Origin of the sequence: Nonlabens sp. MB-3u-79 (assembly GCF_002831625.1) — a bacterium.
Lineage (GTDB): Bacteria > Bacteroidota > Bacteroidia > Flavobacteriales > Flavobacteriaceae > Nonlabens.
Map to the genome: position 1 here is coordinate 3,119,616 of NZ_CP025116.1, position 22,620 is coordinate 3,142,235.

General features: G+C 37.7%; 18 protein-coding genes. 10 read left to right on the top strand and 8 right to left on the bottom strand.

Annotated elements, in window-relative coordinates:
* Positions 1-13: 13 nt before the first annotated feature.
* Positions 14-532 carry a hypothetical protein gene (locus tag CW736_RS13745; protein ID WP_101014923.1) on the top strand — a complete coding sequence of 173 codons (519 nt, stop codon included), beginning with the start codon at positions 14-16 and terminating at the stop codon, positions 530-532.
* A 305-nt stretch (positions 533-837) separates the two neighbouring features.
* Here the strand turns inward: CW736_RS13745 and CW736_RS13750 are convergent, their stop codons facing one another.
* Positions 838-2,937, bottom strand: coding sequence for a M1 family metallopeptidase (locus CW736_RS13750; RefSeq protein ID WP_101014924.1), 2,100 nt, complete (start codon positions 2,935-2,937; stop codon positions 838-840).
* A 404-nt stretch (positions 2,938-3,341) separates the two neighbouring features.
* Between CW736_RS13750 and CW736_RS13755 the strand changes: the two genes are divergently transcribed.
* Together CW736_RS13755 and CW736_RS13760 are read left to right on the top strand one after the other, a co-directional pair.
* The gene (locus tag CW736_RS13755) at positions 3,342-3,872 is read left to right on the top strand and encodes a methyltransferase (protein ID WP_101014925.1); all 531 of its coding nucleotides are present in this window, start codon (positions 3,342-3,344) and stop codon (positions 3,870-3,872) included.
* A 3-nt stretch (positions 3,873-3,875) separates the two neighbouring features.
* Positions 3,876-4,748, top strand: a complete 873-nt coding sequence (locus tag CW736_RS13760) for a glycosyltransferase (protein WP_101014926.1) — start codon at positions 3,876-3,878, stop codon at positions 4,746-4,748.
* On the opposite strand, the gene CW736_RS13765 is transcribed toward CW736_RS13760, so the two are convergent.
* Both CW736_RS13765 and pafA read right to left on the bottom strand, forming a co-directional pair.
* Positions 4,745-5,236 carry a DUF6646 family protein gene (locus CW736_RS13765; protein ID WP_101014927.1) on the bottom strand — a complete coding sequence of 164 codons (492 nt, stop codon included), beginning with the start codon at positions 5,234-5,236 and terminating at the stop codon, positions 4,745-4,747. The two genes, CW736_RS13760 and CW736_RS13765, sit on opposite strands and share 4 nt — an antisense overlap.
* Positions 5,237-5,286: 50 nt before the next feature.
* Positions 5,287-6,984: an alkaline phosphatase PafA gene (pafA, locus tag CW736_RS13770; protein WP_101014928.1), complete on the bottom strand. Its 1,698-nt coding sequence runs from the start codon at positions 6,982-6,984 to the stop codon at positions 5,287-5,289.
* 97 nt (positions 6,985-7,081) lie between these two features.
* Here pafA and CW736_RS13775 point away from each other — a divergent pair, with 97 nt between their 5' ends.
* Both CW736_RS13775 and CW736_RS13780 read left to right on the top strand, forming a co-directional pair.
* Positions 7,082-7,819 carry an MlaE family ABC transporter permease gene (locus CW736_RS13775; protein WP_101014929.1) on the top strand — a complete coding sequence of 246 codons (738 nt, stop codon included), beginning with the start codon at positions 7,082-7,084 and terminating at the stop codon, positions 7,817-7,819.
* The gene (locus tag CW736_RS13780; protein WP_101014930.1) at positions 7,819-8,583 is read left to right on the top strand and encodes an ABC transporter ATP-binding protein; all 765 of its coding nucleotides are present in this window, start codon (positions 7,819-7,821) and stop codon (positions 8,581-8,583) included. The genes CW736_RS13775 and CW736_RS13780 overlap by 1 nt, the downstream gene beginning before the upstream one ends.
* A gap of 456 nt (positions 8,584-9,039) precedes the next feature.
* Here the strand turns inward: CW736_RS13780 and CW736_RS13785 are convergent, their stop codons facing one another.
* The 3 genes from CW736_RS13785 to CW736_RS13795 are packed head-to-tail and all read right to left on the bottom strand — an operon-like array spanning position 9,040 to position 12,172.
* On the bottom strand, positions 9,040-10,500 hold the full coding sequence (locus CW736_RS13785) for a DUF389 domain-containing protein (protein WP_101014931.1): 1,461 nt from the start codon (positions 10,498-10,500) through the stop codon (positions 9,040-9,042).
* Positions 10,500-11,579, bottom strand: a complete 1,080-nt coding sequence (locus CW736_RS13790) for a mannose-1-phosphate guanylyltransferase (RefSeq protein ID WP_101014932.1) — start codon at positions 11,577-11,579, stop codon at positions 10,500-10,502. Before CW736_RS13790 ends, CW736_RS13785 begins: the two co-directional genes overlap by 1 nt.
* Positions 11,576-12,172 (bottom strand): SprT-like domain-containing protein, encoded by a 597-nt coding sequence (locus tag CW736_RS13795; RefSeq protein WP_101014933.1) that lies wholly within the window; start codon positions 12,170-12,172, stop codon positions 11,576-11,578. Before CW736_RS13795 ends, CW736_RS13790 begins: the two co-directional genes overlap by 4 nt.
* A 188-nt stretch (positions 12,173-12,360) precedes the next feature.
* On the opposite strand from CW736_RS13795, the gene CW736_RS13800 reads away from it, so the two are divergent.
* The 5 genes from CW736_RS13800 (at position 12,361) to miaA (ending at position 20,252) form a co-directional block, all read left to right on the top strand.
* Positions 12,361-13,050: a TIGR00730 family Rossman fold protein gene (locus tag CW736_RS13800; protein WP_101014934.1), complete on the top strand. Its 690-nt coding sequence runs from the start codon at positions 12,361-12,363 to the stop codon at positions 13,048-13,050.
* Positions 13,051-13,181: 131 nt separating this feature from the next.
* Entirely contained in the window at positions 13,182-16,007 is a 2,826-nt protein-coding gene (locus tag CW736_RS13805) for an aminopeptidase (RefSeq protein WP_101014935.1), read from the top strand.
* A 56-nt stretch (positions 16,008-16,063) separates the two neighbouring features.
* Entirely contained in the window at positions 16,064-18,481 is a 2,418-nt protein-coding gene (locus CW736_RS13810) for a thiamine pyrophosphate-dependent enzyme (protein WP_101015147.1), read from the top strand.
* On the top strand, positions 18,482-19,345 hold the full coding sequence (locus tag CW736_RS13815; protein WP_101014936.1) for an ion transporter: 864 nt from the start codon (positions 18,482-18,484) through the stop codon (positions 19,343-19,345).
* Positions 19,338-20,252: a tRNA (adenosine(37)-N6)-dimethylallyltransferase MiaA gene (gene miaA / locus CW736_RS13820; protein ID WP_101014937.1), complete on the top strand. Its 915-nt coding sequence runs from the start codon at positions 19,338-19,340 to the stop codon at positions 20,250-20,252. The genes CW736_RS13815 and miaA overlap by 8 nt, the downstream gene beginning before the upstream one ends.
* 4 nt (positions 20,253-20,256) lie before the next feature.
* On the opposite strand, the gene CW736_RS13825 is transcribed toward miaA, so the two are convergent.
* Positions 20,257-20,973: a response regulator transcription factor gene (locus CW736_RS13825; RefSeq protein ID WP_101014938.1), complete on the bottom strand. Its 717-nt coding sequence runs from the start codon at positions 20,971-20,973 to the stop codon at positions 20,257-20,259.
* A gap of 17 nt (positions 20,974-20,990) precedes the next feature.
* Entirely contained in the window at positions 20,991-22,514 is a 1,524-nt protein-coding gene (locus tag CW736_RS13830) for a sensor histidine kinase (RefSeq protein WP_101014939.1), read from the bottom strand.
* Between the last annotated feature and the right edge of the window lie 106 nt (positions 22,515-22,620).

Sequence of the window (22,620 nt, forward strand, 5' to 3'; positions counted from 1 at the left end):
CTAAAATTAGACTATGCAAGACAGTATTTTTTCTTTGTTTCAAACTTTATTACCAACCTTTATTGTAGCGGTAATTGCCTATTATTTTCTCTCTTCTTTTATGAAAAACGAAGAACGTAGAAGAAGGTTTATCACGGTAAGAGAGTCTCAAGCAAAAACACTTCCTACTCGTATGGCTGCTTATGAACGATTGGTTCTTTTTCTGGAGCGAATAAAACCAGCCAGTCTAGTGGTCAGAACAAAATCTGGCAATATGACTAAAGCAGATTATGAGCAAACGCTAATAGCAGCGATAGAGCAAGAGTTTGAGCACAATATTGCGCAACAAGTCTACGTCAGTGAAGAGTGCTGGAATATCATACGCGCTGTAAAAAACACTACGATTCAAAAAATACGTCAAGTCTCCATGTCAGAAAAAGTGTCTACCGCAGACGGATTGCGTGAAGCTATTCTGAATGACTTGATGGACAAACGCGCTCCTAGCGCTACCGCTATCAGCTTTTTAAAAGCTGAAGTGAATGATTTGTTTTAAGGTTTAAAAAAGAATCAAGAAAACAGAAACAGTTTCCAGACAAATTTGGCAATAAATCCTATACCTATTTTAAAGGCTTTCAGGTAAATTTTCCGGGATAACAGATTGGGTAATTAAAAAAATATTGACTTAGAACAAGCAAGCCCCATTGTCCTGCGGACATTTCCCAAAAGGGGAAAGTTTATAAAACACCTATTTTAACTCTTTTGAGTTTTCTAAAAAAGATAATGAAAACGAGTGTCTTCCTCACTGTTAACTGAGACTGCAAACTGTTACTGTGATAAGACTCTGCCTGTGATTAAAAACTAATCCTTCAAACCTAAAACTCGCTTTAATCGCTCCTGACTCTTTGTATCAAAATTGCCCAAAGATTGATCAATGAAGAATTGACCATTTTCTTTTTTGTATTGAGCCTTTAAAATACCTCGTGCATTTTCATAAAATCGCCATACATGATGCAAGCTGGCATTCATAAGGTCGGTGTAATTTTGCTGACTCATCGCATCGAGATTGATCAAGTAATCAAAAGATGCTGTTCTAGTTTCTGTGCTATATTCTGAACCTGTATAAGCCTGTAAGCGAACTAAAAAAGGCAATAATTCTTCATTAGTATAGCCTGCAGAATTGAGTGCCAATACGATCCATGCCATGTCCAAGCTAGAATTCATTTCCTCCCATTGTGCTTTTGCGCTTTCTAAAACGGCTCTTTTATCGCTGGCATCATTCCACAATAAAAACAATACTGATTCTCTAGTTATATAAGAGGCATCATTAAGCATACTGGTAATCAATTCCCGATTCTTATTGTTTAAAGTTGGCGTGCTTAAAACAATAAGCTGGTTTACTTCTACATCGTTCAATGCAGCTGCTTGCTGCAACAGTTCGTATTTCTTGTCATTATCATGAATGCTCAATTGAGCCACCATTTCTTTTACCAATACCATCTCAACAGGTTTTTGAAGTGTCTCTTTATACGAGTTATAAGACTCTTCAAAAGTAGAAATACGTCTTGCTGCCAGTTGAAGGTATTGTTCCATCACAGACTGTTTCCTAAGTATTCTTAATGCTTCGGCAGTAGGGAAGACTTCTGAAGTCAACCAAGTAGCTTTAAAATCAGTTAAGTCTTTTTCACTGACCTCAGCCACTACATCTAGAAAACTAGCTGTCGTAACATTTTGATACTTGTTTCTTAAAAGGTATTTGGTGACGCTTTCGCGAAAGCTGAACGCTCCAACCTCATCTTTCAACGCATGTAAAGCCCAGGCTCCATGTTGGTAAAAGGTAAGTGAATTTGCCTTTGCATCGAGAAGTGAAGTGCTATTTCCTTTAGAACTTTGCTCATTCAAAGCCTCTGCATATTCAAATAATTGTGCTTGGAAATAGGAGTTTCCGTATAAGTTTTGCTCTGCTAGTAATGCGTAATAACTGGCAAAGCCTTCGTGCAACCAGTGGTGTTTTGCTTCTGTTTCTGTTACCAGATCACCAAACCATTGATGTGCCAGTTCGTGTGCGTTTACATTTACATAACTGCGATCGTTTGCACCTAACTCATCTGTAAAAAATTCGTCATTAAAGATGGTCATTCCAGTATTTTCCATACCTGAATACAAGAAATCTTTTACGGGAACTTGCTTGTAATTTTGCCATGGATAAGCAACTCCTATCTCTCCCTCTAAGAAATCAAAGATCTCTTTAGAATGTTGATAGGTAGGTGCTACTTTTTTCTCATCTTCCTGATAATAGTAATATTCTAAAGGCACACCAGAAACGCTGCTGTCTCTTTTTACTTGATAATCTCCTGCAGCAAGAGCAACGAGATAACTGGACATGGGTTTTTCCATGTTGTAGTTCCATATCATTTGATCAGCGGCAGGTTGTACTTCTGTAAGTTTGCCATTTGCAATCACCCGTTTTGACCCTGGGGCGGTGATCTGAAAACTCCAAATCATTTTATCGTTCATATCATCGATACTCGGCAGCCAGTTGCTGGTGTACTTTCCTTGTCCTTGGGTCCAGACTTGATCCCATATCCGATCATTATCTTCGTCTATATGGTACATGGCCTTAGATGGATAGCTGGTAAACCTAATTTTAAGTTGCCGGTTATCGCTTGCGCGAAAAGGAGCTTCCACAACTAACTTCTCGCCGTCATAAATAGCTTTTACCTCTTTATTATCGAGAAAAGCCTGGTAAGCCACTAGATTTTTTGCATCTATAAAAATAGAAGAAGCGTCTTTGAGAATAGTTAAATCAAAAAGAATTTCTCCTTTTACTTCGTTAGATGATTCATCTAACAAAATGACCACCATAGCCTTTTGAAAATCAACCAGTTCTAGCTGGCTAGATGTATTTTGAGATTGCGATAAAAACGTGACAAACAAAGCAATAATTGTGATCCATTTCATAGATGCGAAAAATACAAAAGATGTAGCTCAATTAACTGGTTACTTCTTATGCTTAACTTTTATTAACCTTGTAGTGTATTTTAAACTAGAGCAATGATTGTTTTGTGTTATTCAAAACTCTTTTTAATTTGCTCCATCTTTTGCATAAGTTCCCGTCTTCGACTATCGCTCAGACTGGCATCGTTAAGTTTGTTGAATAAGAAAAATGTTTGGTTGAGCGACAGTCGAAACCTTTGTGCCTAGCACAATCTCCTTTTATAAGTTTACGTCTTCGACTGTCGCTCAGACTGGCACCTGTAACATTTATGCACTCTTCACTAAGTTTTCTATTTCAACTTTTCACAAAAGGCAGTCTATTCAAAGGCAAGAAACCTTTATTTTCGTATTCTAAATAAGATTGAACTTTGTACGAAAAAAACTTTCCTCATAAAAGATTTGGCCTTACCCTAGAATTTCTAGAGAAACACATTCCTAAAACAGATACTGTCATGGATTTAGGAGTGGAAAATCCGTTTACACTTATTATGAAAGATGCTGGATATCAAGTTTCTAATACAGGTGGAGAAGATCTAGATGATGACACCTCATCTATAGAAAGTTTTAAAGGTGAAGTGGTCACTGCTTTTGAGATTTTTGAACATTTAGTTTCCCCTTACACCTCAGTGAAAGCGATTCCGTGTAACAAATGTGTGATTAGTGTTCCTTTAAAGCTTTGGTTTTCCAATGCGTATCGCAATAAAAACGATATCAGAGACCAACACTATCATGAATTTGAACCTTGGCAACTGGATTATGTGCTTGAAAAAGCAGGTTGGAAAGTCGTCGATCGCATCAAATTCACAAATCCTGTAAAGAAATTTGGAATCCGTCCACTTCTTAGAAAATTTACGGATCGATATTATGTGGTGTATTGTGAAAAGGCAAATCCTTCCTAAATTTTGAAAATAGCCATCATCATACCAGCTCATAACGAAGAGCAATTTATACACTTGACACTGGACAGCCTGGTGCAACAATCGCTGGCAGTTACTCAAATAGTCGTGGTAGATGACAACTCAACCGACCGTACTTTTGAAATCGCCAGCTCCTACTCGACTTCATTACCTATCAAAGTAGTGCAAACCTTATCCAGTGCAGAGAATGTTCCTGGCTCTAAAGTTATACATGCCTTTAACTATGGACTGGCTCAAATAGATCTAGCAGGTTTTGACATCATTTGTAAGTACGATGCCGACTTAATTTTTCCTTCTGATTATTTGGAACAGGTAGTAGATCACTTTGACGCCCGACCTCTCGGCGAACAGGAAAGCGATCGCATAGGAATGGTTGCTGGACATTGCAGTATCCTTAAGGAAGGTCAATGGGAAATTGAAAACCAAAACAATCCAGATCATATCAGAGGAGCTCTTAAAGCCTACAGACGCGAATGTTTTGAACAAATAGGCGGGCTTCAAGCCAGTATAGGTTGGGATACGATTGACGAAATGCTGGCGCGATTTTACGGCTGGCAAGTGATTACTATTCCCGAATTGTATGTAAAACACTTAAAACCTACTGGTGCTGCTTATAACTCTAGATCCAAATACTTGCAAGGAGAAGCTTTTTATAAAATGCGTTATGGTAAGTTACTTACCTTAATAACTGCCTTAAAAATGGCCTGGAGTAAAAAGCAATTCCAATTGATACCTGACTACTTAAAAGGTTATCAACTGGCACAAAAAAAGAACCTTGCTCCTCTGGTAACAGAAGAACAAGGTCGTTTTATTAGAAAGTACCGCTGGAAGGGTATCAAATCAAAATTGGGACTTTAGAAGTTAAATGCCAAACCAAAACTCATCGTAAACTGATTGTAAATATCTTCAGCTGGAGTTAGGTTTTCCGTTTTATATTTTGCTAGTGGAAAAGCTGCTTCTGTATACACACCAAAACCATCTGTAAAGAAATACCTTGCGCCTAGGTGCCCACCAAAGTTTTTAGTGCTAAAAGCAAGTCCAGGATAGAAGTCAAACATAGGGTCGATATTCAAAACATTACCTATGTTGGCATTGAAACGCAATTTTACAGCAGCTCTTTCATCAAAGTCAGCATCTATAGTATCGTCCAAACTTAGTGCATAATTCAAGCCTAGACCCATAGAAAAGTTTTCTGCTATTCCAAAATCGTAAGTTCCTTGAATTCCATTAGCCAAACTCTGAAAGTCAGCTCCTATTTGTACTTTTTGATCTCCTTTACCCTTAAATATTTGAGCATTTGCCGTTACAACAGCTACAAGAGCTGCGATAAGTAGTATTTTTTTCATCTTATTCCTTTAATTTTCTATTACAAATATAGGATTATCAGTTGAAATCGCTATGATTTAATTAATACTTCGTTTATGGGATTTCCAGTCGCTCCGTTAGGAAAGCTAATTTTTAGTAGGCTAGAAATGGTAGGAGCAATGTCTATAATTTCTGTGCGCTTGCTACTCGACCCTTGCTTAATTCCGTTTCCATAAAACAACAAAGGTACATGAGTGTCATAACTCTGAGAGCTTCCGTGAGTAGAGCCTGTTTTAGAATAAGAAATCACCGCTGGCTCTAACACATAAATCACATCCCCACTGCGTTTTTGATGAAACCCATTCTGAATGAGTTTACCGGTTCCGTCCTGCATAACTCCAGAAACAAGTGCTTTTCTCGTAAACACTTTATCTATATGTTTATAATCTATTATGGTGCTAGCAATAAAGTTTTCTAGGTCAATGGCATTGATGTTGTTCTTTATCAGATTTGCTTTATTAAAGAAAATCTGATCATTATAAATATTGGAGATCAAATCCTCAGAGCCATATTTTTCTATCAGAGCTTTATTGAGTTTGTCTCTAAAATCTGATCTATCAAAATATCCAGCATTGATATTCCTGCTTTGTAAATAAGCTGGATTATTTACCGCACCATGGTCTGCTGTTAAGAAAAGGCTGTAGTTTCCTTTTCCCACTTCTTGATCTAATGCCTTTAAAAAACGTGCTATATCTTGGTCTAATCTTAAATAAGTATCTTCTATCTCCACAGAGTTCACCCCGTATTGATGCCCTATATAGTCCGTGCTAGAAAAACTTACTGCTAGAAAGTCTGTAATGGCATCCTTTCCCATTTCTTCCTTCTTCAAAGCTTGGATGGCAAAATCTGCTACGATACTATTACCATACGGAGTTGCTTTTATAAGACTGTAATTCCCATTTTCACCTCTTAAGCTCTTTAAGTCGTAAGGAAAAACAGCCGTTTCTTTTCCTATTGGAGCTTTTTCAAAGTCATTGAGATCTGATCCACTTGCCGTGTAAGTTTCTATGGGATATAACGTATTCCAAGTTTTTAAATACGCATCTGCATTTTTTGAAGCATTAAAGTCTGTCACCCATTGTGGTAATTGCTCCATATAAAAGCTGCTGGAAATAAAATTTCCTCGATCGCTTCCTTCAAACCAGTAAGCAGCATCTGCAGCATGTCCAGCGGATAAAATCGCCCCGCGATCTTTAATAGAAATCCCTATTACCTTTGCTCTTCCTTGGGTTTGCAGCTCTAACTGGTCGGTCATGGTGGTGGTTAACATTCTGCGTGGTGACATTTTACCTATATCACTCGCTGTCCCTACTCCTGTAACCTGATCATCATCGGCATTGTAAATGACTTTATCCTCAAATTTATCGTACCAATTGTTTCCTATAATACCGTGATTCATAGGCGATGTTCCTGTATAAATAGACGCGTGTCCAGGAGCTGTATAAGTAGGTACAAAATTATAATGATTGTTGGTAAGCTGATAGCCTTGCTTCATCAACCGTTTAAAACCGTCCTCACTATACCTATTGTAGAACCGGCTTAAATAATCATATCGCATTTGATCTACCACAATTCCTACCACCAGTTTGGGACCTCGCCCCTCTACATTAGAAGAGTTTAACGCAGTCTGTTGGGTAGAAGAATCTTTATGTTGATCTCGCTTTCGCGAAAGCGTGCTACAAGAAGTTACCAAGACAAAAGCAACTATTAGAAAAAGTGCATTTTTCATCAAAATTTATTTGTTGCAAAAGTAATCTTTGAAAAAAAGAACAAGTTTAAGAAAGCATTAAATTGTGAAGGATTTTTTTTATCTACTTTTGCCAACAATGAAATTTTTCAGACACATAGGTCGTTACACGATCATGCTTTTTAACGTTTTTAGGCAACCGACTAAAGCAATCGTTCTTAAAGAATTGATTCTTAAAGAAATAGACGATTTAATTATAGGATCCTTAGGCATTACCGCATTCATATCTTTATTTATGGGAGCGGTTGTTGCGTTACAGACTTCTTTGAACCTGGACAACCCTTTGATTCCTAAGTCCTTGATAGGTTTTGCCACCAGACAGTCCATTATTTTGGAATTTGCTCCCACGTTTATATCCGTAATTATGGCTGGTAAAGTAGGCTCTTATATCACCTCGAGCATAGGCTCAATGCGTGTTACAGAGCAAATAGATGCACTAGAGGTTATGGGTATCAATCCGCTTAATTATTTGATCTTTCCTAAGATTATCGCCTTACTTTTCTATCCTTTTTTGATTGCTATCATCATGTTTGTAGGTATAGGTGGTGGATATCTAGCAAGCGTCTATGGAAACTTGGTAAGCTCAGAAGACTTTATTGTGGGGTTACAGGATAATTTTATTCCGTGGCACATTGGTTATGCGTTTATAAAAACGATGGTTTTCGGTCTTATTCTCGCTACTATACCTAGTTATCACGGCTATTATATGGAAGGTGGTGCACTAGAAGTAGGGAAGGCAAGTACGACTAGTTTTGTATGGACTTGTGTTGCGATTATTATAGCCAATTATATTTTAACTCAATTACTGCTTAGCTAATGATACAGGTAAATGATTTACGAAAGAGCTTTGGCGGCGAGGAGGTTTTAAAGGGAATTACAGCAACCTTTGAAAAAGGGAAAACAAATATGATTATAGGAGCCAGTGGTTCTGGTAAATCTGTTTTTCTTAAAAATATGCTCGGCCTTTTTGAACCAGACGCAGGTGAGATTATTTATGATGGCGAGCCGCTTCATGAAATGGAAATAGAACGCAAAAGTGAATTGCGTAAGGAAATGGGAATGCTCTTCCAGCACAGTGCCCTTTTTGATTCCATGACCGTAGAGGAGAATGTCATGTTCCCATTGCGCATGTTTACCAAAATGAAACTTCAGGAACGATTGGAAAGAGCAGACGAAATCCTGGATCGAGTCAACCTGATAGGTCTCAATAAGAAAATGCCTAGTGAGATTTCTGGCGGACAACAAAAACGCGTTGCTCTTGCCAGAGCAGTAGTGAACAACCCAAGATTTCTTTTTTGTGACGAACCCAATTCTGGTCTTGACCCAAATACAGCTACTGTTATAGACAAACTTATCCAAGAAATTACCCATGAACGTGAAATTACTACGGTAATTATCTCTCATGATATGAATTCAGTAATGGAAATAGGAGAAACCATTGTATTCCTAAAAGACGGAAAACTGGCTTGGAAAGGAACTAACGAAGAGATTTTTAGAACCGATAACAAAGCGGTAACAGAGTTTGTCTACAGTTCCAATTTGTTTAAAAAAGTGCGTATTGCTCAGAATGAAGGCTTTTAAGCCTTATTACTTATTCTTAAATAATTACTTCTAGCTTAAAACAAGGATTTTACCTTATGATCAAATCGTTCTTCTTCTCAAAAAAAGATCGAAAATTTTATAGAAGACTTTTCAAAAACTGCTTTAACACGCAATGAAGAACGAATCTTTGAACGCCTAAAAGAAGAGAGCAGTCTATTATTCTCTCTAGAAACCACCTATTTACATACGGCAAACGACCAAAATTCTTCCACAAGACTTAAAGAGCAAACTAAAAAGATCAATAATACTATAGCCCAGCTATCAGATATTCAAATAGCCGAAGGTCAAAGACAAATGCACGTAGGTAGGAAAGCCATGGAATCTATTGATTTATTAACTCAATTGGAAATATGGATCATGATCATCCTAGGTGTTCTGATACAAGTTGTGATTCTTTACAGCCCAAAGAAGGAGAGTGAGAATTAGGGAAGTAACTTATTTTACAGAATCTGAAGCCACAGTAATTTTAGCCTTGACTTCATTAATTTTTATTTTATCAGATTGCAATCGGTAACGAAGCCAGTTGGCCATACGTGTTTTTACTTCTAAGCGGTTTTTAGCGGGTAAAGTACTATCGTTAAAAATGATATTATAAACAGCTGTGGTATCTGTCTTCTGTGTTATAAAATCCTTCTGTACTGATGCTGCATAGCTCATACTAGCTATTTGCGGATAATTCAATCGCACCTCTTCACTTAAAATATTAAAATCTTTGCTTTTCTCATGGAGACCCATCAATTGATCTTCCAGTGCTTTGATATGAATATCTTTATCTTGAATTAGTCGCAGCTTTTCAATCAACTCTTCTTGCACTATTTCTACACCTTCATTGGACGCCATTGTCATAGAACTACCTTGGTAGAAACGTACTGAACTTGATTTTAAGTACTTTGTTTGTTTAAATTTCTTACGCCATTCCTCTACAATAACCTCTGGCACTGGCACTCCTAACATGACTATGTCTAAAGTTTGAGTAGCCTTATCCCATTCATCATTAGGTCGCATACCCTCATACTGAACAATTTCTTTAACAAATGAGCTGGCAGCACTCTGCTTTACCTGATCTTGATACAATTGATAAAACAACCATACGGACGGCAATAAAACCAAAAACCCTATCAATGAAGCTAATCGAGAAACGCGCTTGCGCTTTGCTTGATTGGCATATTTCACCATAGGAAACTTGAGTAACTTACATACTAAAAAAGTAGCTAGAGCTATAAAAACAGCGTTGATACAAAACAAATACATCGCACCACCAAAGTAGGTCCACTGCCCAGTGGCAATCCCATAACCTGCAGTACATAATGGTGGCATTAAAGCCGTAGCTATAGCCACACCAGCAATAGCGTTAGAAATAGTTCCTTTTTTTGCCTTAGCCACTATGAGTGCCAGACCACCAAAAATAGCGATCAACACATCCAGAATCGTAGGATAGGTACGAGCAGCTAACTCATCTGTAATCTCTTTCATAGGTGAGATAAAAAAGTACAATGTGGCGGTGAGTAAGGAGAGTCCTACCATGACCCCAAGATTAATTAACGAGCGACGCAACATGGTCGCATCATTAATTGCTGTTCCTAGTCCCATACCTACAATTGGCCCCATAAGTGGTGAGATCAACATGGCTCCTATCACCACCGCAGTAGAGTCTGCATTTAATCCTATAGAAGCAACAAAAATGGAGAAAATAAGAATCCACGCATTATGACCTTGAAAAGAAATATCCTTCCTCACCGCTTCAATAGTCTCGTCACGGTCAGAGTCTTTCCTTATGTCTAATAAGTCATCCAAAAACGACATGATGTTTTCCCAAATACCGGTAATGCGTTGTTGATTTGTATCCAGATTATTGTCTGCTGAGGACTGCTGGCTTTGTGATTCTTGTGACTCCATTACCCTATTTCATTACCATATTTATCCATAGCTGCATTGCGTATTTCTTTAATTTCTTGTTCGGCAATTTTAGGAATAATCATCAATACATCGTCTTGATCTATAATGATATAATCTTCCATACCTTGTAAGATCACTTTTTTTCCGGCAGCTGTTCGCACCATATTCCCATGAGAATGGATAGAGGTAAGGCTGGCATTTATAACAGCATTTGCGTCTTCATTTTTATCGAGTTTGTCATAGAGAGATCCCCAAGTTCCTAGGTCGTTCCAAGAGAATCGCGCTGGCAGTACAAATACAGTATCGCTTTTTTCCATGATTGCATAATCCACCGATATGTTCTCGGCATTCGGATAGTTTTCTTTCAGCCACTGGGATTCTTTATTGGTATTAAAGGCAGCTAACCCATTATTAAATAATGAAGTTAATTGAGGTTGCGCTTTCGCGAAAGCGGATACCACACCGGCTACATTCCAAATAAAAATACCTGCATTCCATAAAAAGTTACCTGAAGCGATAAATTCCTGAGCCTTTTGTAAATCTGGTTTTTCTCTAAATTGAGACACCTTTTTTATTTGTTTTTCTTCCTTATTATATTCAATATACCCATAACCCGTATTAGGTGAAGTAGGTTGAATACCAAGGGTCATTAATGCGTGTGGATGCGCTGCACAGAAATCAAAAGCAGCAGCCAGATCTTCATTAAAAATATCCTCCTCGGCGATGTAATGATCGCTAGGAGCGACGATCATGCTGGCCTCAGGATTCATTTTTTGAATCTTTAAAGCTGCCAGTAAAATACAGGGCGCCGTATTGCGCATAGCAGGCTCTGCAACGATATTACTAAAGTCCATATTGGGAAGTTGTTCTTTTACAAGATCCACATAATCCTCGTTAGTAAGTACCAAAATTTGTCGGGGTGGTATTTGTTGCTTTAACCGGTCAAAGGTCATTTGTAACAAAGACTTACCCATTCCCAACATGTCGTGAAACTGCTTAGGAAAAGCTTGCTTGCTTACTGGCCAAAAACGAGATCCGACGCCACCGGCCATGATTACGGCATATTTATTATTGCTCATACTTTTAATACTTCTACTTGCGCATTGGGCTGAAAAAGGTACACCTTACCAGAGATAATCTCTACACAACGGTAGCGCTTGCGCAGCTTGTTTCCTTTTTGAAATTTTTTACCGCTAGGCCCTAAAAATATGCTGCCTTGCTGCAGTTCAAATATATAGCTTTTATCAGTTTCTGGGTCGTAAGATTTTAAAGCGACACTCATCATCGCATCTGTATCACTACTGGCTTTAGGACTTTTAAAATGACGCGCTAAAACAGGTAGCAAATCGTTAGGAAAAATATCTGGTCGCAAAAAGGGCAACATAAACTGTTGAAAAGTGTGCTTCCACTCTGCTCCGTGAGGTTTGATAAGACGACCATATTTTTGAAAGGCTACTAAATGGGCTATTTCATGGACAAGAGTGATTAAAAATCTATAGGTATTGAGATTTGCGTTGATGGTAATGGCATGAGAACCATCAGGGTTTTTACGGTAATCACCGTGCCTGGTCTTGCGCTCATCTACAATTTTTAGGTGTACGTGATACTGCTCCAGTAGTGCTGTTAATGGTGCCACCGCAAGATGTGGTAAATACTTATCTAAAACACTCATAAATACTAATAAAATTCTGCTCCTGCGATATTAAAAAATAATTAAAGAAATAATACACATTTTGGGTTACAATTATTAATTAAAAATCAAATAAACTCATTAATTATTAATGCTTTGTCAGTATGTTTGTTAGTCTGACAACCAGATTATAGATTTTTGAAATTACCAGTTAAACTTAAAGAATTGAAATGAGAAAAGAAGTAGGAGAAAAGGGTTGGAACGATTTAAAAACCAACGATAGCTGGGCGACCTTTAAGATTTTATCTGAATTTGTAATGGGATTTGAACGCATGAGCCGCATAGGCCCTTGTGTTTCTATATTCGGTAGTGCCCGATTAAAACCAGATAATGAATACTATCAACTAGCTACAGAAATAGCTGGAAAAATTGTAGAAAATGGTTACGGTGTGATTACCGGCGGTGGACCTGGTGTTATGGAAGCGGGTAACAAAGGAGCGCACCTTGCTGGTGGGACTTCTGTAGGATTAAATATCGCATTGCCCTTTGAACAACATGACAACCCTTATATAGACAGTGATAAGAGTCTTGATTTTGATTACTTTTTTGCACGTAAAGTAATGTTTGTCAAGTATTCTCAGGGATTTGTAGTGATGCCAGGAGGGTTTGGAACACTGGACGAGTTGTTTGAAGCGATCACTCTTATTCAAACTAATAAAATAGCTAAATTTCCTATCATCCTTGTCGGTACTCAGTTTTGGAGCGGATTACTAGCCTGGATCAACAGTACCTTAGATCATCAATTTCATACGGTAAGTCCTGGCGATATTGATTTATTACACGTAGTAGACACCAGTGATGAAGCTGTAGATATTATAAACGAATTCTATGCTAAATACAGTTTGAGTCCTAATTTTTAAAAAATTGAAATATAAAGCTGCATTTTGTGTTATCCTTAGACACAAAACTTTGTCCTTTCGCCAAAACGTAAAATGAAGCTTTTTTGACTATTAATTACCCCCTATCCCAGCAAAAGCAAATCTTATAATCAATGATTAAAAAGCTCACGCTCTTATTGCTTTTATTTTCCAGCGCCTTGTATGCGCAGCACAAAACACAAATCATTGCTTTCTTAGACAGCGATAAGGATATTCTTAGAATAGAACAAAAACTAGAAATTTATAACAACAGTGATGCCTCTTGGGATCATATCATACTGCTGGATTGGGCCAATGCGTTTTCTTCCAACCAGACACCGCTAGCTACGCGCTTTGCCGAAGATTTTAAGAATAGATTTCAGTTTGCCATTGATGAGGATAGAGGCAGTACTACGTTTACAGCAACAGATAGCCTTAACACTAATTACAGACTCGAACGAGTGAAAGGACAGCAGGATATTATCAAGCTTTATCTTAAAGAGCCTTTACCACCTGGAGCAACTCGACAACTGGAAATGAACTACGTAGTTAAGATCCCAGAGGACAACTTTACCGGTTATGGTAAAAACTCCATCGGGGAGTATTCTTTAAAGTATTGGTATTTGCATCCTGCGCCTTTTATTGATGGAAAATGGGAGTATTATTCACACAAAGATTTAGACGATTTTTATGGAGCTCCTATGGATTTTTCCATCTCTCTTCATTTACCAGTGACCCATCGTGCCATAAGCAGTTTAACAACAGGATTAGAAACAAAACAGAGCCAGCGCAACAGCTATTTATTTACAGGAGAACAACTGGATGCCGCTGTAGTGCACATCTTGCGTAATACCGATACCTTTAAAACCTATAGCGTTCCTGGAATTAATGTGATTACCGATATAGAAGATCTGGATGTACCGCTAGAATTGAAAGTCATTTTTAACGATAGAATCGCTAGTTTTTTACAAAGTAGATTAGGACGTTTTCCTCAAAAAGATCTATTGGTTTCTGACCGATACTACCGTGAAAATCCTGTTTATGGATTGAGCTCTTTACCTAGTTTTATCAATCCGTTTCCAGCTGGTTTTACTTACGAGATAAAAATGTTGAAGACCTTATCTCGTAAATGGATAGAAAGAGGTATTCACGTAAACCCAAGAGAGGAAGCCTGGGTAAAACAATCTATCATGATTTATTTAATGATGGAATACCAGCAGTTGTATTATCCTGACTTAAAAATAAGCGGTAAACTGAGTGAAGTATGGGGAGTAAGAGGCTTTAATGTCTCCCAGCTTAAGTTTAATGAAAGCTATCCTTTATTATATTTAAACAGCGCTAGACTTAATCTCGACGAAGCCATTAATACCCCGGCAGATCAACTCGTTAAATACAACCAACAATTAGGGATGCCTTTTAAGGCGGCTATAGGACTGCGCTTTTTAAACGATTATTTAGGAGATGACAGTCTGGAAAAATCGATTAGGACCTTTTATTTAGAAAACCAACAACGAATTACGAACGCTTCCGTTTTCAGAAAAATACTCGATAAAAATGCCCAAAAAAATACAGACTGGTTTTTTGATGATTATATCACTACTCATAAAAGGCTGGACTGGAAAATTAATCAAGTTAAAAAGACAGAAGATTCCGTCTTCTTTAGAGTGAAAAATAAATCACAACTCAAGATCCCGGTCCCCGTCTACCTACTAGATAACGACAGTATTATTACTAAGAAATGGATAGAAGGGATCAAGGAAGACAGTTTGATCTCGCTTCCGCGAAAGCGTGCAGATAGAATAGCCATTAACTATGAACAACTAATTGCAGAGTTTAATCCGCGTGATAATTATAAAACATTAAAAGGGTTTCCTTCTTTAAACAGACCTTTAGAATTTAGGTTATTCAAGGATGTGGAAGACCCGGAGAGATCCCAGATATTTTTAATGCCCGACATAGAGTTTAATATTTATGATGGTCTTACATTGGGAACCCGTTTTTACAATGGCAATTTACTTCCTAAACCTTTACGTTACAGTATCAAACCAGGCTATGGGACTAATTCTAATAGACTGGTAGGCTCTATAAGTTTAGGATATGCCTATCCCGTCCAGAACCGCGACGAACGTTTATATGAAGTGAGGTATGGAGCAAGTGCCAACACGTTTTCCTATGCTGACGACTTATTGTACCGTCGTGCCAGTGGCTGGCTGCAATTTAATTACAGACCTGAAGACTTGCGCAAAAACAAAAGGCAAAGTCTTAGCTTTAGAAATACATATGTAGATCGCGACCGTGATCCATTAAACGCTGTGAATGAACCCGACTATAATGTGTTTTCTATAAATTACTCGCAATCTGATGATAATCTCAAACGCCTTTTTAATTACAATATAGGTACTGAAATATCAAGCAACTTTACAAAAGCCACCTATAGACTGCGATGGCGCAAATTATTTAAGGATAACAGACAGCTAGATTTCAGAGTTTTTGGCGGTGTATTTCTAACGAACAGTTCTCAGGCGAGTGGTGACTTTTTTTCCTTTGCCTTGGATCGTCCTACAGATTATTTATTTGATTATAATTATTACGGCAGATCAGAAGACAGTGGTCTTTTTTCACAACAGTTAGTCGTTGCCGAAGGAGGTTTTAAATCCCAACTAGAGCCTGCTTTTGCAAATGAATGGATTACAACGGCAAACGCTTCCTACAGTTTATGGAATTACATTCATGCTTATGGAGATATAGGCTTTGTAAAAAACAAAGGTCGCGACGCAAAATTTGTTTATGATTCTGGTATAAGATTGAACTTTTTACAGGATTATTTTGAATTCTACTTCCCTATATACAGCAATAATGGCTGGGAAATAGCGCAAGATAATTACGATGAAAAAATACGTTTTATAGTAACTCTAGATATTAACACTTTTGTAAAACTTTTTACCAGGCGTTGGTACTAGCTTTGCCTTTGCAACTCGCAGCTTAAAAACGTATCTTTGCGATAATGGAAAAAGTAATGCAAAACTCAGTAAAAGAATCTCAACAACTAGGTAAAGAAGACTTTAAAGAAGAACTTATTAAAGATTACAAAATCGCTGTTACCAGTAGAGAATGTAGTCTGTTAGGGCGACGTGAAGTTCTTACCGGTAAAGCAAAATTCGGAATTTTCGGAGACGGGAAAGAGCTACCTCAATTAGCCTGGGCAAGATCCTTTGAAAATGGAGATTTTAGAAGTGGTTATTATCGCGACCAGACGTTCATGATGGCCATAGGAGAACTTACTATACAGCAGTTTTTTGCAGGACTCTACGGTACAAGCGACATTAAGGATGAGCCTATGAGTGCCGGCCGTCAAATGGGTGGTCATTTTTCTACACACAGTTTAAATGAAGATGGCACCTGGAAAAGATTGATAGATCAGAAAAACTCAAGTGCAGACATCTCTCCTACCGCTGGACAAATGCCTAGATTATTAGGTCTTGCACAAGCATCTAAAGTATACAGACACAACGACCTTATTGCAAATGATAACGGTTTCTCTAACAAAGGAAATGAAGTTGCTTGGGGAACAATAGGTAATGCCAGTACAAGCGAAGGTCATTTCTGGGAAACTTTCAACGCTGCAGGTGTACTTCAAGTACCTATGGTCATTAGTGTTTGGGATGATGATTACGGTATTTCTGTCCATGCCAGACACCAGACTACTAAGGAAAGTATCAGTAAAATTCAAGCTGGTTTTCAAAGGGATGAAGAACACGATGGTTATGAAATCATTGTGGTTAAAGGTTGGGACTATGTTGCCCTGGTGGAGGCTTATGAAAAAGCCAATAAAATTGCTAGGGAAGAACACGTGCCTGTTTTAATTCACGTGGAAGAACTTACACAACCACAAGGACACAGTACAAGTGGTTCTCATGAACGATATAAAGATGAAGACCGTCTTAATTGGGAACGGGAGTATGACTGTAATATTCAATTTAGAAAATGGTTGATCGAAAACGACTTTGCTAAAGAAGAAGAACTTTCTGAAATAGAAAAAGTTATAAAAAAAGAAGTAAGAGAAGGGAAAAAAGCGGCATGGAATGCTTACTTGAACCCTATCCTTGAAGAACGTAATGAGGCTATTGGACTCATCAATGCGGTTGCAGCAGTATCCGAAAACGGTGTTTTTATAAAACCCCTTGCCTCAAAATTGGAGAAAGAAAATGAGCTGTACCGCAAGGATATTTTAGAGGCTGTGAGAAAAACTTTAAGACTTACCCTTAAAGAGAACCATGCTTCTATTACCGCACTGCACCAATGGCTTATTAAAAATAAGGCAAAAAACCAACAAAAATTCAGCAGTCTATTATTTAGCGAATCTAAAAACGCCGCTATAAATATAGCTGCCGTTGCCCCTATATATGACGACACAAGTGAAGAAGTAGATGCACGACTTATAATGCGTGATAACTTTGACGCTTTATTTGCAGCTCATCCAGAGATCATGGTGTTTGGTGAAGATGCTGGAAAAATAGGTGATGTCAACCAAGGCCTTGAAGGCATGCAGGAAAAGTATGGCGAGATAAGAGTTTCTGACACAGGAATTAGAGAAGCTACTATATTAGGTCAAGGTATAGGTCTGGCCATGAGAGGATTACGCCCTATTGCAGAGATTCAATACTTGGACTATTTACTTTATTGCTTGCAAGTAATGAGTGATGATCTAGCAACCCTTCAATACCGTAGCGCGGGAAAACAAAAAGCTCCTCTGATTATTAGAACAAGAGGTCACAGACTAGAAGGAATATGGCATAGTGGTTCTCCAATGGGCGGAATCATTAATCTTGTAAGAGGTATACACGTGCTCGTACCTAGAAATATGACACAAGCGGCAGGGTTTTACAACACCCTAATGGCAAGCGACGAACCAGCGCTGATTGTAGAATGTTTAAACGGTTATAGACTAAAAGAAAAATTACCCGCAAACCTTGGGGAATTTAGAACGGCATTAGGAAAAATCGAAACCTTAAAAGAAGGAACAGATATAACGCTAGTATCTTATGGCTCTACCCTGAGACTTGTAGATATGGCCGCTACTGAATTAGAACGAGTTGGAATAAGCGTAGAAATTATTGATGTTCAGTCACTTTTACCTTTTGATTTAGATCATGAAATACTAGAAAGCGTTAAAAAGACCAATAGACTGCTTGTCATAGATGAGGATGTACCTGGTGGAGGAAGTGCTTATATTTTACAAAAAATTGTAGACACCCAACATGCATGGCCTTATCTAGATAGCAAACCACAGTGTCTTTCTGCACAGCCTCACAGGCCTGCTTATGGAACTGATGGAGATTATTTTTCTAAACCTAGTGCAGATGATATTTTTGATAAAGTGTATGAAATAATGCATGAAGTAAACCCTACTAAATTCCCGAAGCACAAAGAATAAATGGCTATAGAACAAAAGCATATTTCCAGTAAATGGAGGCGTAAAGTTCATGAAATTATTTATGAGGCAGACACGCCTACTGGTAAGCTCTTTGATATTGTTCTTTTAATCATCATCATCATCAGTCTGATACTAGTAATGATGGAAAGTGTGCCGAGTTTAGGAGCAAAATATGCCGAGGAATTTATTCTTGCAGAGTGGATCATAACCATCTTTTTTACCATAGAATACGCCCTGAGAATCATATCGATTAATAAACCTTCTAAATATATTTTTAGCTTTTACGGTATAATCGACCTCTTATCCACCATACCCTTGTATCTCACCTTTTTCTTCGGCGGTCTCAATGCATTGTTAGCTGTAAGGTCTTTAAGATTACTTAGAATCTTTAGGATATTAAAAATCACACGTTATGTAGGTGAGGCAGATAAACTGACTAAAGCTCTTAAATCTAGCGGTCCTAAAATTGCTGTTTTCCTATTTGCAGTTTTGGTCGTTTCCATTATCATGGGCACAGTAATGTACCTGGTAGAAGGTCCAGAAAGTGGTTTTGTAAGTATCCCAACATCTATTTACTGGTGTATTGTCACACTGACTACCGTAGGTTTTGGAGATATTGCTCCTGTAACGCCTTTAGGACAGTTTCTAGCTACTATAATTATGATCCTGGGTTATGGAATAATAGCCGTTCCAACAGGAATCGTTAGTGTCGAATACTCTCAAAATAAAAAGGCTAAGGACGCCTCTGCACAAGATCCTAATCCCCGACAAGTCAACACACAAACTTGTCAAAATTGTCATTCAGAAAAACATCAAGACGGTTCTCACTTTTGTCATAACTGTGGATATTCCTTAGATGAATAAGAAGACTCTTTTATGTATTGTTGGGCCTACTGGTATAGGCAAAACTGCTTTAAGCATCGCTTTCGCGAAAGCTTATAACACTTCCATTATCTCCTCTGATTCCAGACAATTTTACAAGGAAATGACTATTGGCACAGCTGTTCCAGAAAAGGAAGAGCTAGAGGCTGCACCACATTACTTTATTCAAGATAGAAGCATTCACGAAGACTATTCTGTGGGGGATTTTGAACGAGATGTAATGGGAAAATTGCCAGAGCTTTTTAAAAAGAATGACCTTGTGGTTATGGTAGGAGGAAGTGCGCTATATGAAAAAGCAGTGACCCATGGCCTTGATGTGCTTCCAGACGTACCCCTAGAAATTCAAGGAGAATTAAAGGAGGAATTTGAAGTAAAAGGTATTTTTTGGCTACAAGAAGAATTGAAAAAAAACGATCCCGAATATTTTAACACGGTAGACATTCACAATGCTCACAGACTGTTAAGAGCTATAGGTATTTTTCGCGCAAGCGGTAAAAAGATGAGTGAATTAAGAACTGGAAAAGCCCAAGAAAGAAACTTTAATATCCTTAAAATAGGGCTTGAAGCTGATCGTGAAGATCTTTATAACCGCATCAACCACCGTGTGGACCTCATGCTAGAAAGAGGTCTTGAAAAAGAAGCCGAACAACTCAAAGACCACAAAGAATTAAACGCATTACAGACCGTAGGCTATAAAGAACTCTTTGCATATTTTGCAGGGACATGCGATTTTACAGAAGCCGTAAGACTTATAAAACGCAATACACGTCGATTTGCAAAACGACAGCTTACGTGGTACCGCAAAGACGAGAGCGTTACTTGGTATCACCACAAAACTCACCATACAGAAATAGTACAGCGAGTGAGTGAAAAACTTATGGATGTATAACTATTTAATAATCTACTTGATCCTTAACTAACAGTCGGAATCCTTCTCCGTGAATGTTAACGATTTCTACATTATCATCTTCTTTAAGATATTTACGCAACTTTGCTATGTAAACGTCCATTGATCTGGATGTGAAATAATTATCATCTCTCCAGATTTTTGTAAGTGCTAATTCACGAGGCATTAAATCGTTGAGATGCAAGGCTAGTAAACGCAGCAATTCATTTTCTTTAGGAGAAAGTTTGATAGGTTCTTTATCACTTACAGAAAGAAATCTAAGCTTAGAATTTAGGTGAAAGTTTCCTATCTGGAATTCAAATTCCTTAGAGTCAGCGACACTGTCTTGACCTTTACGTTGCATGATTGCTCTGATCTTCATAAGAAGAACCTCACTATCAAAGGGCTTGTTTAAGTAGTCATCTGCTCCTACTTTATAACCTCTTAATACATCTTCTTTCATCGCCTTAGCCGTTAAGAAAATAATAGGCACTTCTTCATTTTTTTCTCTGATCTCTTTTGCTAGAGTAAACCCGTCCTTATAAGGCATCATAACATCTAGAATACAAAGATCATAATTATCCTTTTTGAATTTCTCAAAGCCTTCCATACCGTTTTTTGCATGAGTGACATCAAAGTCATTCATTAAAAGGTAATCTTTCAATACTGTTCCGAAATTCGGGTCGTCCTCTACTAAGAGTATTTTTTTGTTTTCAGTTTCCATAAGTAATTAATTTAAATTTATGTTATTATAGGCAGATGAATACTAAAGGTACTGCCTTTTCCTTTGATACTATCTACGTGTATTTCACCGTGGCAATCGTCTAAAATTCTTTTTGCGTAAGCCAGCCCTAATCCATGGCCTTTTACGTTGTGTATATCACCCGTATGCTCCCTAAAGAATTTTTGAAAGATCTTGCGCTGCGCTTGTTTGCTCATTCCTATTCCTTGGTCGCGCACTTTGATAACCAGCTTGTCTTTTATATTTTCTGTAAACACATCGATTACAGGTGCGCCTTCTGTGTATTTTATAGCGTTCTCAAGAACATTTACTACTACATTGGTAATATGACTCTCGTTGACAAGAACCTCTGTTCTAAGGGCTCCTAAATGAGTTTTAATTACGCCACCTTTTTCTTCTAATATAAGCTGGATGTGAGAAATACTATCCTCAATAATCTCATCCATATCCAATGGTTCTTTATCTATATTGAGATCGTCTCTCTCTAGTTTTGAAATCCTCAGTACGTTTTCTACCTGACTGTGCATACGCTTGTTTTCTTCTCTAATCATTCTCAGGTAATTAGAAACTTTATCTGGATCTGATGATATTTTAGGATGCTTTAAAGAATCCAAAGCAAGATTTATAGTAGCAATAGGCGTCTTAAACTCATGAGTCATGTTATTGATAAAATCTGTCTTGATCTGAGAGATTTGACGCTGTTTAAAAATTTGCTTTATAGCATTGGAATAAGCGACTACGATAACAGTGGTAAACATCAATGATAATAAAGCCATTCCAGCTACAGAAGAAAGTATGTACTTCTTTCTATCAGGCATATTTAAGTATAGCAAATAAGGTTCTGTCTCTAAATTGCTGTTTTTATAAATAGGATAGCCCCAAGTCGCCTCTGCTAAAAAGTCAAAATCATCAGATTGAACTCGTGTAGCAAACCCGTCTTGATAAATCGCAAATTCAAAATCTGCTTCTATAGGTCTATTTTGTAATTCTTCTCGTATGATTTGTTGTAGCTCCTCTTTGGAGATACGTTGAGAAATAGGTAATAGACTATTGTAGTTGCTGATCAACTCTTCATCAACTTTTCTAGCGTATTTATCCAGCTGCGAAAGCTCTTGAAAGGTCTTTTTCTTTCTTTCAGGATTGACCTCTGTATCCAATACACTTTTTTTACTCAGTAGCTTATTGAAGGTTATACTGTCTAACTCAAGGTCCAATAACTGAGGGTTGAGCTTGTAATTTTCATTAAGCAAGCTATTGCTGTACGTAGAAGCTTCCTCTTGATTTTGATTGCGCTGGATAAGCATCAGCTCACTAATCGTTCTTGTATCGGGCTGTACGCCTAAACTATCTCTTATTTGATCCAGGACATTGTAAAAATTTTCTACTTCGCGGCTATCTAATTCTGAGGATACCGAAGCTAGTGTTTGCTTAACTGCAAATGAAAATTGATATTCCTTATCGCTTACACTATTAATGATCCAGTAGATCTGAACCATTACAATTCCTGCAAGGGATACACTCATTAATCCGATAAGAAAATATAAAACTCGTTTTTGCACAAGACAAATCTAACATATAGAGAAAGTGTTAAAAACTCTTTAACCATATATTAACTTTGTGAAAATCGTA

Excerpts from the sequence above, each read along its gene's own strand:
- CW736_RS13745 (WP_101014923.1), top strand. The coding sequence starts at position 14 with ATGCAAGACAGTATTTTTTCTTTGTTTCAAACTTTATTACCAACCTTT.
- CW736_RS13750 (WP_101014924.1), bottom strand. The coding sequence starts at position 2,937 with ATGAAATGGATCACAATTATTGCTTTGTTTGTCACGTTTTTATCGCAA.
- CW736_RS13765 (WP_101014927.1), bottom strand. The coding sequence starts at position 5,236 with ATGAAAAAAATACTACTTATCGCAGCTCTTGTAGCTGTTGTAACGGCA.
- pafA (WP_101014928.1), bottom strand. The coding sequence starts at position 6,984 with ATGAAAAATGCACTTTTTCTAATAGTTGCTTTTGTCTTGGTAACTTCT.
- CW736_RS13775 (WP_101014929.1), top strand. The coding sequence starts at position 7,082 with ATGAAATTTTTCAGACACATAGGTCGTTACACGATCATGCTTTTTAAC.
- CW736_RS13780 (WP_101014930.1), top strand. The coding sequence starts at position 7,819 with ATGATACAGGTAAATGATTTACGAAAGAGCTTTGGCGGCGAGGAGGTT.
- CW736_RS13785 (WP_101014931.1), bottom strand. The coding sequence starts at position 10,500 with ATGGAGTCACAAGAATCACAAAGCCAGCAGTCCTCAGCAGACAATAAT.
- CW736_RS13790 (WP_101014932.1), bottom strand. The coding sequence starts at position 11,579 with ATGAGCAATAATAAATATGCCGTAATCATGGCCGGTGGCGTCGGATCT.
- CW736_RS13795 (WP_101014933.1), bottom strand. The coding sequence starts at position 12,172 with ATGAGTGTTTTAGATAAGTATTTACCACATCTTGCGGTGGCACCATTA.
- CW736_RS13800 (WP_101014934.1), top strand. The coding sequence starts at position 12,361 with ATGAGAAAAGAAGTAGGAGAAAAGGGTTGGAACGATTTAAAAACCAAC.
- CW736_RS13805 (WP_101014935.1), top strand. The coding sequence starts at position 13,182 with ATGATTAAAAAGCTCACGCTCTTATTGCTTTTATTTTCCAGCGCCTTG.
- CW736_RS13810 (WP_101015147.1), top strand. The coding sequence starts at position 16,064 with ATGCAAAACTCAGTAAAAGAATCTCAACAACTAGGTAAAGAAGACTTT.
- CW736_RS13815 (WP_101014936.1), top strand. The coding sequence starts at position 18,482 with ATGGCTATAGAACAAAAGCATATTTCCAGTAAATGGAGGCGTAAAGTT.
- miaA (WP_101014937.1), top strand. The coding sequence starts at position 19,338 with ATGAATAAGAAGACTCTTTTATGTATTGTTGGGCCTACTGGTATAGGC.
- CW736_RS13825 (WP_101014938.1), bottom strand. The coding sequence starts at position 20,973 with ATGGAAACTGAAAACAAAAAAATACTCTTAGTAGAGGACGACCCGAAT.
- CW736_RS13830 (WP_101014939.1), bottom strand. The coding sequence starts at position 22,514 with ATGAGTGTATCCCTTGCAGGAATTGTAATGGTTCAGATCTACTGGATC.